Source organism: Rhodococcus sp. NPDC054953 (assembly GCF_053609225.1).
Map to the genome: position 1 here is coordinate 26,653 of NZ_JBSGXD010000020.1, position 12,100 is coordinate 38,752.

Below are 12,100 nucleotides of genomic sequence, written 5' to 3' on the forward strand. Positions count from 1 at the left end.
GATGACGCACATGATCAGTCGTGCCAACACAATCACGGAACAGGCTGTCGCCTTGCTGGATTCGCAGATCTCGGCGGTCCGGCGATGACCGACGTCGAAGCGGAGCGGGTCGAGGGACTGCTGGTCGACCTCGCGGACGGGATCCTGCGCGTCACGATCGCGCGTCCCGACCGGATGAACGCCCTCGACATCGACTCGATGCGCGCCCTCGGCGACCTGCTGGAGGGCCGCGCGCGCGAGCGTGACGTGCGGGTGGTGGTGCTGGCGGGCGAGGGCGGCGCGTTCTGCACCGGCGCCGACCTGATCGCCGCCTCGTCCGGGCCCGGCACCGACCCGCGGGTGGTGATGGACACCGCGAACCGGGTGATCCGGGCGATCCTCACGCTGCCGTCGCCGGTGCTCGCGCGGGTCGACGGCGCGGCGGCCGGGGTCGGGGCCTCCCTCGCGTTGGCCGCCGACCTGACCTACGCCGCGCCGTCCGCCTACTTTCTGCTCGCGTTCGTCAACGTCGGCCTGATGCCGGACGGTGGATCCAGCCTGCTGGTGCCCGCCGCGGTCGGACGCGCACGGGCGGCGGAGATGGCGCTGCTCGGCGAGCGACTCGGCGCGGTCGACGCGCACGCCGCCGGGCTGATCACCCGGGTGCTGCCGCCCGACGACCTTGCCGCGCACGTCGATGCGGTCGCGGCGACGCTGGCCGCCGGTCCCCGCAGGGCGATCGAGCTGACCAAGCGGTCGCTGACCGCGGCCACCCTCGACCGAGTCGAGGAGGCCCTCGAGCGCGAGACCGAGGGGCAGGTCGAGCTGCTCGGATCCGCGGACTTCCGGGAGGGGGCCGCCGCGATGCTGGCCCGCCGACGCCCCCGGTTCGGTTCGTGAGTCGCGCGGCGTGTCGCGGTGGACACCCTGTCCGATTCTGCGAATAGTAGTTAACAAAATGGCCCACATGGGGCCGCTGGCTTGCCATAATCAACCGCAACCGGAGAGGCGCGTACACCGTGCCACACAGTCTCCGTGACAGGGAAGGGCTTGTCGAACGATGTCACCCGATCTCCTCACTCAGCCCCTGCGGTCCCGCAGGAACCACTGGAACAACCAGGTCGCCACGCACGCGATGATGCGGCCCGACGCGGTGGCGCTGCGCTTTCAGGGCGCCGACACCACCTGGGCGGGTCTGCACCGCCGATCCGAGTCGTTCGCGGATGCGCTGGCCCGCCGCGGCGTCGGGTTCGGCGACCGGGTGCTGATCGTCATGCTCAACCGCCCCGAATTTCTTGAGGTGGTGCTCGCGGTCAACGCGCTCGGTGCGATCGCGGTTCCGGTCAACTTTCGGCTCACCCCGCCGGAGATGGCGTACCTCGTCACCGACAGCGGCGCCACCGTCGTCGTCACCGACACCCCGCTCGCCCCACTGGTTTCCGCGGTCCGGCAACAGGTTCCGGAGCTGGCCACCTGCGTCGTCGTCGGGGAGGAGGCACCCGACGCGGCGGAGGGATACGAGCGGCTCGTCGCCGAGGACGGCGCCCCGCACCCGGCGGTCGACCTGCCGGAGGACATTCCGGCGCTGATCATGTACACCTCCGGCACGACCGGCAGCCCAAAGGGTGCGGTCCTGTCCCACACCAACATGCAGGCCCAGGCGCAGACCTGCATCCGCGCGCTGCGCATGCACGGCGCGGGCGACGTCGGGTTCTGTGCGTCGCCGATGTTCCACATCGCCGCGCTCGGCAGCATGGCGCCGAGCCTGCAGCTCGGCATCCCGACCGTCATCCATCCGCTCGGCGCCTTCAACCCGACCGAGCTGCTCGACGTGTGGGAGGCGGAGCGGGTCACCACCGCGTTCCTGGTTCCGGTGCAGTGGCAGGCGGTGTGCGCGGAACCGACCGTGCGGCAACGTGATCTGGCGCTACGAGTGATCAGCTGGGGTGCCGCGCCGGCGTCGGACGTGGTGCTGCGGGCGATGTCCGAGACCTTCCCGGACGCGCTCAACGTCGCGGTGTTCGGGCAGACCGAGATGTCCCCGATCACCTGCGTCCTCGACGGCGAGGATGCGCTGCGCAAGCTCGGCTCGGTGGGCACCGTGATCCCGACCATTCAGGCCAGGATCGTCGACGACGAGATGAACGACGTGCCCGTCGGTGCGGTCGGCGAGATCGTCTACCGCGGACCGACGATGATGAGCGGCTACTGGAACAAGCAGGCGGAGACCGCCGACGCCTTCGCGGGCGGGTGGTTCCACTCCGGGGACCTGGTGCGCCAGGACGAGGAGGGATTCGTCTACGTCGTCGACCGCAAGAAGGACATGATCATTTCCGGCGGCGAGAACATCTACTGCGCCGAGGTGGAGAACGCCCTCTTCGGACACCCGAAGGTATTGGAGGCGGCGGTGATCGGTCGCTCCGATGCCCGGTGGGGGGAGGTGCCGGTCGCGGTGGTCGCGCTCAAGGATCCCGCGGCGGCCGAGCTCACCCTCGACGAACTCGCCGGCTACCTCGACGACGTGCTCGCCAGGTACAAGCATCCCAAGGAACTCGTGATCGTGGAGGCGTTGCCGCGCAATGCGAGCGGGAAGGTCGTCAAGGGCGAGCTCCGCAAGGAACACGGCTCGCTGACCGTGCGCGCCGGCTGAGCCGGGCGCACGGATCGGTGCCGCGGTGATCAGGGGCCGCGGCACCGACGGGGGTCTCGATCAGGCGGGTGACGGGAGAACAGGCATGGGGGGAGTGCTCGGGTGACATACGAGTTGCCGACGGCCAAGGGCCCGGTGCGCGACGTCGCCAGCCAGGGCGGCTACCTGATCGGATTCGCGGTCCTCTCGATCGTCGCGCTGTTCCGGGCGATCCTGGCCCGCAGGCTGTCCCTGCAGGAGACGGTCACCCAGACGCTGTTCATCGGCCGGGTCAGCACCGGGCCGTCGCTGCTGCTGATGATCCCGATCGGGGTGTTCATCGCGGTGTCCGTCGGGGAACTGGCGGGCCGGATTGGCGCGGGCGGCTACTCCGGCGCGGTCGTCGCGTTCATCATCGTCGGGCAGGCCGCCGCCCTCGTGTGCGCGCTGATGATGGCGGGCGTCGCCGGGTCCGCGATCTGCACCGACCTCGGGTCGCGGAAGATCCGGGAGGAAATCGACGCGCTGGAGGTCATGGGCATCGACGCGGTCGAGCGACTCGTCGCCCCGCGTCTGGTCGCCGCGGTCGTCGTCTCGCTTGCCCTGTGCGCGATGGTCACCTTCGGCGGCGTCCTCGCCTGCTACCTGTATCACATTTACGTGCAACACCTTCCGGCCGGAACGTTCATGTCGACGTTCAGCCAGTACGGCCGGATGTCGGACTTCGTGATGGCCCTCGTCAAGGCCGCCGTCTTCGGTCTCACCTCCACCCTGGTCGCCACCTTCAAAGGCCTGCACACCAAGGGCGGACCGCGGGGCGTCGCGGACGCCGTCAACGAGGCCGTCGTCATCGCGTTCGCCCTGGTGTTCATCGTCAACACCGCGATGTCCGCGCTGTACACCGTGATCGTGCCCGCGGTCGGGGCGTACTGATGGTCGGCATTGACGTCCGGCACCGCATCTCCAGGGCCGGGGCGCCCGCCCGCGCCGTGTACGGCGGCCTCGCCGACGTCGGACGACACGTCACCTTCTACGGCCGGGCGCTCGCGTCGATGCCGTTCGCGCTGATCCGCTACCGCAAACACGTGCTCGCCCAGATCAGCGAGGTCAGCTTCGGCACCAACTCGCTGCTGTCCGGCGGCGGCACCATCGGCATCGTGTTCGCGATGTCGCTGGCCGCGGCGATGATGCTCGGCGTCGAAACCCAGCGCGGCCTCGAACTCGTCGGCATGACCACGATGTCGGGGATGCTGTCGGCGATCGCGAACACCCGCGAACTCGCGCCGGTCGTCGTCGCGATCGCGCTCGCCGCGAAGGTCGGGACCGGCTTCACCGCCCAGATCGGCGCGATGCGGATCTCCGACGAGATCGACGCGCTCGACGCGATGGCGATCCGGTCCATCCCGTTCCTCGCGGGCACCCGGGTGCTCGCCGCGATGGTGTGCGTGCTCCCGATCTTCATGATCGGCCTGCTCGCCAGCTACCTGTCGACCCGGCTGGTGATCGTGTTCTTCGGCGGTGCGTCGGCGGGCACCTACGACTACTTCTTCCACCTCGCGCTGTCCCCGCAGGACCTGCTCTACGCGGCGCTGAAGGCGATCGTGTTCGCTGCGGTGGTCTCCCTGGTGCACTGCGCATACGGCTACTACGCCGCGGGCGGGCCCGCCGGGGTCGGGCAGGCCGCCGGCCGGGCCCTGCGCACCGCGATCCTCGCGATCGGCGTCCTCGACGTGCTGCTCACGTTCGCCCTGTGGGGTCTGGTCCCCGAGATCCCCGGGCTGGGGATCTGAGATGGACCAGTACACCGGACGCTCCCGGGCCAGGCTCGCGCTGCGCGGGCTGATCGCTGTCCTCGTCGGGGTCGCCGTCGCGGTCCTGATGGTGATGCGCGGATCCGGTGGCCTGCAGCGCAACCCGGAGGTGACCGTCGCGATCCCGGCATCCGCCGGGCTGATCACCGGCGAGGCACCGGTCCGCTACAGCGGCGTGAACGTCGGCCGCATCTCCGGCATCGACTCCGGCACCGAGTCGTCGGTGGTGAGCCTGCAGATCGACGCGACCGCGATCGACCAGATTCCGGCCACCGTTGCGGTCCGGGTGGTGCCGCGCACCTTCTTCGGGGACATCTTCATCGACCTCGTCGACCCCCCGGTCGCCGCGGCAGCGCCGCCGCTCGCGGACGGTGCCCGGCTGACCATCGACCAGGGTCCCGACGCGGTCGCGCTGTACGGGGTGTACACCAAGATGGTGGCCGTCCTCGACCACATGCAGCCGCAGAAGCTGCAGACCGCGCTCACCGCGCTCGGCCACGCGCTCGACGGCCGGGGCGAGCAGATCGGCGGGATCGTGGACCGCCTCGCCGCGGTGTCCCCGACCCTCACCCCGGCGGCGCAGCAGTTCCTCGACGCGACACCGGAGTTCCGGACGGTGGTCGGGGCCCTCGATGCGGCGACCCCGGACGTGCTCGCCACGCTGACGGCCGCGACCGCGGTGTCCCGGACCCTGGTCGACCACGCCCCCGCGGTGGGGTCGATGTTCGGTGCGGCAGCGGGCTTCGCCGCCGTCGCCGCGGGCTTCCTCGGCGGGCAGCAGCAGGCGATCACGACGGTGGTGGACTCGGCGGGCACCATCCTCGCGACGACCGCCGCGCGGTCCGACGGCCTGCGCGAGACGCTCGCCCGCGCCAACACCTTCGGTGCGGCCGGTGCCCGGGTGTTCGCGTCCGGCAAATTCGACATCACCGCGGTCCCCACCTTCGTCGGCCCGATGCCGTACACCGGCGCCGACTGCCCGACCTACGGCGACATGAGCGGGGCGTACTGCAGCGGTGCCCCCGCACCGCAGGCCCCGGTCGCGGCGGCCTCGCCCGCCGTGCCGAACCCCACCGCGGCTGGTGTCGCGGGCACCGCCAGGGAGAACCCGGTGCTGGGCCTGCTCGAATCCGAACTCCGTGAGGCGCGGCCCGGTGGCCTCCCCGGAATGCCTGGCGCCCAGCCGAACCCGGCGACCGTGATGATGCTGGGCCCGCTGGTACGGGGGAACGAGGTGAGTGTCCGATGAGGCTCGGCTGGGTCCCGGTCGTGAAGGTGACCGGCTTCTGCGCCACCGGAATCGCGTGCGGGCTGCTCGTCGCGAACACCCTGCAGGTGCCGGTCCGCGGCGACTCCGAGCGCTACACCGTCGAGTTCACCGACGTCGAGGGCCTCACCCCGGGCAATCCGGTCACGATGGCCGGGGTGCGCATCGGGCGGGTCGAGGACATCGCGTTCGCCGACGCGGGCGGGGGCACCAGCAAGGCGGTGGTGCGGATCGAGGTGCAGGCCGACCATCCGCTGACCACTGACGTCACCGCCGCCGTCCGCTACGGCGACATGCTCGGCGCCCGCTATGTGGCGCTGTCGAACCCGAGGGGCCCCGCGCAGGTCGCCGCGTCGGGGTCCGGGACGCGGACCCTCGACCCGGGGTCGACGATTCCGGTGCAGCGGACCACCCCGCCGATCGACCTCACCGCGATGATGAACGGGTTCCGCCCGCTGTTCGACGCGTTGGCACCGGACCAGGTCAACGAGCTCACCCGCGGCTTCGTCGAGACGTTCGGCGGTCAGGGACGGACGGTGGCGACGCTGCTCACCCAGATCGGCGACCTGAGCACCGGCCTCGCGGACCGGCGGGACGTGATGGAACAGTTGGCGCACAACATGACCGCCCTGCTCGGTGCCGTCGACGCCCGCGCACCCCAGCTCGAGCAGCTGGTCACCGGCCTCGACGCCCTCAGTGGCGCCGTCGTCGGCAACAACGACCAGCTGGTCACCCTGCTCGGGGACGGCAACCGTGCGGTCGCCCAGCTGGCGGAGGCGATGGCCCGGTCGAACGGGGCGTTCGGCAGGTCGGTGATGGACCTGAAGACGTTGACGGACACCTGGATCGGGTCCACCGCCGAGTTCGACGCGTTCGTCGCGAAGATGCCGGAGTTCGCGGACACGGTGAACCGGATCGGGAGCTACGGCGGCTTCGTCAATCTGTATCTGTGCAACTTCACGTTGGAGGCGGGGGACGTGGACGCCAACATTTTCGGGACCGCACACTCGGAAGTCTGCCAATGATGTTCCTGGTCAAGGTGATCGACACCGTCGTCGGTGTGGCACTGTTCCTGTTCAAGGGCGATCGCCGCAACAGCGCGACCCCGATGGCGCTCGGCGTCCTCGGCATCGTCGTGCTCGTCGCCGGACTGTTCGTCGCGGTCGGCGCCCCACGGGTGTGGTACCAGCACCGGACCCAGCCGTACGTCGCCGAACTCGCCAACGCGAGCGGACTGTCCGGCGGGGACCCGGTGTACGTGGCCGGGGTGCCCGCGGGCCGGGTCGAGGCCATCGAGCTGGCCGACGATCACGTGCGGGTCGACTTTCGGCTCGACAGCGGGCAGCCGGTCGGCAACCAGTCCACCGCGACCGTGCGGCTCAAGACCGTCCTCGGCAAGCGGTACCTGGAGGTGGTGCCCGCCGGCGTCGACGACGGCCGGAACCTCATCCCGCTGGCCCGGACGACGGTGCCGTACAGCCTCGACGACGTCAGCCGGGACGCCACCGCCGCGGCCGACGGGCTGGACCTCGACGCGATGCGGGCGATGCTGACCACCCTGTCGCAGGTGCTGCCCGAGGACTCCGACCAGGTCGGCCGGGCGTTGACCGGGATCAGCGCCGCCTCCGCCGCGTTCGCCGACAATGGCGAGCAGATCGACCAGCTGCTGACGATGTCGCGGTCCCTGTCGGATCTGCTGGTGCGGCAGAGTGATTCGGTCGCAAACACCGCCGCGAACGCACAGACGATTGCGTCGATCCTCGCCGTGCGCAAGCAGGCGCTGACCGACCTGGTCGACAACCTCGGCGCGATCCTCGCGACCCTGTCCGCGACGATGACCGAGCACGAGGACGAGTTCGGCCCGATGGTCGCGAACCTCGTCGCGGTCACCGACACGCTGAAGGCCAACGCGGCCAACATCGACCAGATGCTGGTGAAGCTGCCGGCCGCGCTGCGCGGCGCCACCGACGCGACCGGCAACGGTGCCTGGACGGACGTCAACGCCCCGGCAGCGGTGCTCCCGGACAACCTGCTGTGCGCGATCGGCGTCATGCAGGGGTGCCGATGAGCGGCCCGCCGACCACCCGACCGCGCCGCGGGCGGTGGGCGAGCGCCGCGACCGCGCTGGTCCTTGTCGTCGCGGTGTCCGTCGCCGGCTGGTTCGTCTTCGCGGGCACCGACCGGTCGATGACGGTGACCGCCCACTTCGCGTACGCGGGCGGCATCTACCCGGGCAGCACGGTGACCGTGCTCGGCGTCCCGGTCGGCACGGTCACCGAGGTGACCCCCGACGGGGCGACGGTGCGGGTGACGATGACGATGCCCGACGACGTCGTCCTGCCCGCCGACGCGGGCGCCTACGTGCTCAACCCGTCGGTGATCAGCGACCGGCACATCGAACTCGGCCCCACCTACCGGGGCGGCCCGACCCTCGCGGACGGGGCCGACATTCCGCCCGAACGCAGCCACGCCCCGATCGACTTCGACGGGCTGATGGGCAGCCTGAGCACGCTGACCGAGGCGCTCGCCGCGGACGGGACCACCGGCGACCTGCTCACCCGGGCCGCCGACGGCTGGCGCGGCCGCGGCGAGCAGTTCAACGCGGCGATCCGCAACCTGAGCTCCGCGACCGGGGTGGTCGGCGCCAGCGCCGAGGACGTCACCGCGCTGGTGTCGAACCTGAACGCGCTGATCGGTGCGCTCGACGCCAGGCAGGTGAGCATCGACACGCTGGTGTCCGATCTCGGTGCGGTCGGCGACGAGTGGGCCGCGCACGGGATCGACCTGACCGGGCCGCTGCAGGACCTGCGGGTGGTGCTCGACCAGGTGAACACCTTCATGACCGAGCACGGCGACGACGTCGGCACGGTCGCCGAGAACGTCCGCGTCCTCGGCGACGCCCTGGCCACGAACACCGCCGGCCTCGCCGAGTTCATGGACCTGGTTCCGCTGCTGATGCAGAACCTGTCGCGGGGCGTCGACGAGAACAACCGCGGCCGGATCCGGTTGAACGTCTCCACCTCCCTCACCCAGTTCGCGGTCGCGAAACCCCTGTGCGAGGCCTACCCGCTGCCGCTGTGCACGGGTGCCGGGTTCACCAACCCGATCTCGTTCCCGATCAGCGCCTCCGACCCGCTCGGCATCGTGTCCGCGGTCACCGGTGGCGCCCAGCCGAAGGGGAACTGATGCGCGGCACCACGATTCGACTTGCCCTGCTGTCCCCTGCGGCCGCGCTCACCGTGACTGGGTGCGCGGTCGGGATGCAGGATCTGCCGCTCGGCCGCACCGCCGACGGACCCGACTACGCGGTGACGCTGCAGCTGGCCACCGCGGAGGGATTGCTGCCCGGCGCCGACGTGCGGACCGGGCAGCGGGTGATCGGGCGGGTACAGCGGCTCGCCACCGACAGCGTCGGGGCCACCGCGCGGCTCAGCCTCGAACAGCGGACCGCACTGCCCGACAACGTGCTCGCGGCGGTGGAACTGCCGTCGGCGCTCGGCAGCCCGTTCATCCGGCTGACCCCGCCGCCCGACCCGTCGCCGCGGCAGCTGCAGGGCGGCGACGTGATCGCCGAATCCGCAACGACGATAGGACCGCAGGTGGAGAGCGCGCTCGCCACGCTCGGCACGATCGTGACGGGCAGCGGCCTCGGCCAGCTGCAGACCGTCGTCGACGAACTGAACACCGCGTTCGCCGGACGGTCCGGCGAGGTGCGCGGGCTGATGGACACGATGACCACGCTGATGGCCACCGCCACCGCCAACCGCGACGACTTCGACACCGCGATCGACACGGCGGCGCGGATCTCCCGGCAGCTGGCCGGGCAGCAGGCCACCGTCGACGGCTTCCTCGACACGATGCCCGAGGCGGTCCGCGTCCTGACCGCGCAACGCGACAGCATCGCCTCGCTGATGGAGTCGACGACCCGGCTGGCGACGACCGCGGGCACCGTCAGCTCCGGCGCCGACCTCGGCGGCATGCTCGCCGACGCGTCAACGGTGATCGCGACGCTCACCTCGTTCAACGCCGAGATCGGGCAGACCCTCGGCAACATGAACGCCTTCCTCGACAACTTCACCCGGTCGGTGCACGGCGACTACCTCAACTTCGACGGCGCCCTGCTGATCCCGGAGGGCATCGAGACGCTGCTGACCGGCGGCACGCCGCCCGGCGCTGCGACGGCGCCGCCGGTCGACCTGGCCACGCTGTTGGGCGGGGGTGCCCGATGAGACGGCTGGTCCTGGTGCAGCTGATCCTGTTCGCGGTGGTGTCCGCGATCGTGATCCCGTTCGGCATCAACTACGTGATCGGGCCGCAGGCGTTCGGCACCCCGGTCCGGGTGTACTCCGAGATGACCGATGCGCGGGGGCTGACCGCCGGGACCGCGGTCACCTACCGCGGCGTCGCGGTCGGCCGGGTGTCCGGGGTGCGGCTGGACCCCGACGTCCGCGGCGCCCGCGTCGACTTCGAACTCGACCCGGGCACCCGGATCCCGGTCGACAGCGTCGCCCGGGTCGGGATGGGCACCGCGGCGGGCATCCAGAACGTCGACATCTTCCCGTCCACCGCGGACGGCCCGTACCTGCGCGACGGTGACCGGCTGGCGGCGCCCGAGGACGAGCAGCCGGTGCAGATGGGGGAGCTGATGACCCAGGCCTCCCACCTGCTCGCCGGCATCGACCCGCAAGCCGTCAGTGACATCGGGACCGAGCTCGGCGCCTCGTTCGACGGGTTGGGGCCCGCGATGGCGAGCCTGATCGACACCGGCGACACCCTGACCGCCGCGCTGCACGAGCAGGCGCCGATGCTGACCTCGCTGCTGACCCGGACCACGGAGCTGGTGACGACGATGGCGGAGCGGCCCGACTCGTTCGTGCGGGGGATGGGCGCCGCCCGCACCTTCACCGAGCAACTCGACAGCAACGCGCCGGTGCTGGTGTATCTCGCGGACACCTCCCCGGCCGCGCTCACCCGCGCGCGGGAGCTGTTCGACCGATACCACGACACGTTCGGTGCGGTCCTGGCGAATCTGGTGACGGTCGCGCCGGTGATCTCCGACCGGGACGCCGCCCTCGCGGCAGGCCTGACCGACATCCCGCGGGGGCTGGGCAAGCTTGAGTCGATCGTCGTCGGCGACCGCGCCAACTTCGCGTTGGTCGGCACGCAGGGGCAGGTGTGCAACTACGACACGGTGCGGCGGGCGGTCGGGGACGTCGCCCCGACCCAGCCGAACCTGACGTACTACTGCCCGCCCGGGCAGAACATCGCGCAGCGCGGATCCCGCAACGCGCCGCGCCCGAACGACCTCGGCCTGCAGAATGCGACGACGCCGGGAACACCGATCGGGCCGCCCGTTGTCGCGGACCCGATCCTGATCCCGACCGGAACGCAGGCACTCGACTACTGGACAGCACTGTTGGAGGATCTCGGCGATGGCGAACGATGACAGCTCGGTTCTGACCGTGGACGGCGCCGACACCGAGACGCAGCCCGCCCCGCCGCGGCCGGAGCGGGCCGCGCGGTGGCGCAGGCCCGGGGTCGCGGTTGCCGCGCTGCTCGTCGCCGCGCTGCTCGCCGTCGCCACGACCCTGCTGATCCAGGTGCTCCGGGACCGCAACCTGGACGTGTTGCGCACCGAGGCCATCGACACCGCCCGCGACTACTCCGTCGCGCTGTCGTCGTTCGACTTCGAGAACCTCGACGCTAACCGGGACGCGATCACCGCGCAGTCGACGCAGGCGTTCGCGGACAAGTACGCGGACATGGTCGACGCGTTGCGGCAGATCGTCACCGACGGCAAGGGCAAGGCGACCGCCACCGCCGCCCACGTCGGCGTCGAGTCGCTGGACGCGGACCGCGCGGTGGTCCTGGTGTTCGTCGACCAGCACGCAACCAACGTCGTCGCCCCGGACGGCAACACCCAGCAGTACCGGATGGTGGTGACCCTGGTCCGGGACGGCGACCGCTGGATCGTCGACAACGTCGACACCAACTGACCCGGCTTCCTGGCCGTCGTTCGGACGATCGAACCGGCCCGGGAATCGGCGACACGGGTCTCTCGGTGTTTGCGGCCCCGTCGAGCGGTCTGATACCAATGCACGTCCGGCACCTGCCGGGTGTCCCGGGTTGGGGTGGGTACCGTCGGCGGTGAACATTTCCCCAGGACACGGGCGTGTCGGTGGGCATTGTATCGGACGTGTCGGACCCCGGACCCAAAGTAACGGGCGCACATCCGCAAGAGATAATGGAATGGACCCCTGCTGTTTCGTCGTGCCGATTCGACGCGGCGGACGCGGGGGCGCGAGAGTTTGATTCGCGAGGGACCTGCGGAGTCGGGGGACATTGGGGTCCTCGGTTCCCATGTTCGGGTCCTTCACGAACGAGGCCGCGGCGACGGCAACGAGGAGGACACGA

The 12,100-nt window shown here is 70.9% G+C and carries 11 protein-coding genes; all 11 read left to right on the top strand.

Annotated features, from left to right (window positions below):
• The first annotated feature begins 84 nt into the window (after positions 1-84).
• The 11 genes from ACWF62_RS14570 to ACWF62_RS14620 all read left to right on the top strand — a co-directional run bounded on the left by ACWF62_RS14570 (position 85) and on the right by ACWF62_RS14620 (position 11,682).
• Positions 85-879 carry an enoyl-CoA hydratase gene (locus ACWF62_RS14570; protein WP_452630463.1) on the top strand — a complete coding sequence of 265 codons (795 nt, stop codon included), beginning with the start codon at positions 85-87 and terminating at the stop codon, positions 877-879.
• A 160-nt stretch (positions 880-1,039) separates the two neighbouring features.
• On the top strand, positions 1,040-2,629 hold the full coding sequence (gene fadD5, locus ACWF62_RS14575) for a fatty-acid--CoA ligase FadD5 (RefSeq protein ID WP_378570582.1): 1,590 nt from the start codon (positions 1,040-1,042) through the stop codon (positions 2,627-2,629).
• 102 nt (positions 2,630-2,731) lie between these two features.
• Complete coding sequence (locus ACWF62_RS14580; protein WP_452630464.1) at positions 2,732-3,541, top strand: MlaE family ABC transporter permease; 810 nt, start codon at positions 2,732-2,734, stop codon at positions 3,539-3,541.
• Positions 3,541-4,398 (top strand): MlaE family ABC transporter permease, encoded by an 858-nt coding sequence (locus ACWF62_RS14585; RefSeq protein ID WP_378508007.1) that lies wholly within the window; start codon positions 3,541-3,543, stop codon positions 4,396-4,398. Before ACWF62_RS14580 ends, ACWF62_RS14585 begins: the two co-directional genes overlap by 1 nt.
• A 1-nt stretch (position 4,399) precedes the next feature.
• Complete coding sequence (locus tag ACWF62_RS14590) at positions 4,400-5,668, top strand: MCE family protein (RefSeq protein ID WP_452630465.1); 1,269 nt, start codon at positions 4,400-4,402, stop codon at positions 5,666-5,668.
• Positions 5,665-6,711 (top strand): MCE family protein, encoded by a 1,047-nt coding sequence (locus ACWF62_RS14595; RefSeq protein ID WP_378508005.1) that lies wholly within the window; start codon positions 5,665-5,667, stop codon positions 6,709-6,711. The genes ACWF62_RS14590 and ACWF62_RS14595 overlap by 4 nt, the downstream gene beginning before the upstream one ends.
• Positions 6,711-7,754 carry an MCE family protein gene (locus tag ACWF62_RS14600; RefSeq protein ID WP_452630478.1) on the top strand — a complete coding sequence of 348 codons (1,044 nt, stop codon included), beginning with the start codon at positions 6,711-6,713 and terminating at the stop codon, positions 7,752-7,754. The genes ACWF62_RS14595 and ACWF62_RS14600 overlap by 1 nt, the downstream gene beginning before the upstream one ends.
• On the top strand, positions 7,751-8,872 hold the full coding sequence (locus tag ACWF62_RS14605) for an MCE family protein (protein WP_378570588.1): 1,122 nt from the start codon (positions 7,751-7,753) through the stop codon (positions 8,870-8,872). Before ACWF62_RS14600 ends, ACWF62_RS14605 begins: the two co-directional genes overlap by 4 nt.
• Complete coding sequence (locus ACWF62_RS14610; RefSeq protein ID WP_452630466.1) at positions 8,872-9,915, top strand: MCE family protein; 1,044 nt, start codon at positions 8,872-8,874, stop codon at positions 9,913-9,915. The genes ACWF62_RS14605 and ACWF62_RS14610 overlap by 1 nt, the downstream gene beginning before the upstream one ends.
• Complete coding sequence (locus ACWF62_RS14615; RefSeq protein ID WP_452630467.1) at positions 9,912-11,132, top strand: MlaD family protein; 1,221 nt, start codon at positions 9,912-9,914, stop codon at positions 11,130-11,132. The genes ACWF62_RS14610 and ACWF62_RS14615 overlap by 4 nt, the downstream gene beginning before the upstream one ends.
• Positions 11,119-11,682: a mce associated protein mas1a gene (locus ACWF62_RS14620; RefSeq protein ID WP_452630468.1), complete on the top strand. Its 564-nt coding sequence runs from the start codon at positions 11,119-11,121 to the stop codon at positions 11,680-11,682. Before ACWF62_RS14615 ends, ACWF62_RS14620 begins: the two co-directional genes overlap by 14 nt.
• Positions 11,683-12,100: the final 418 nt, after the last annotated feature.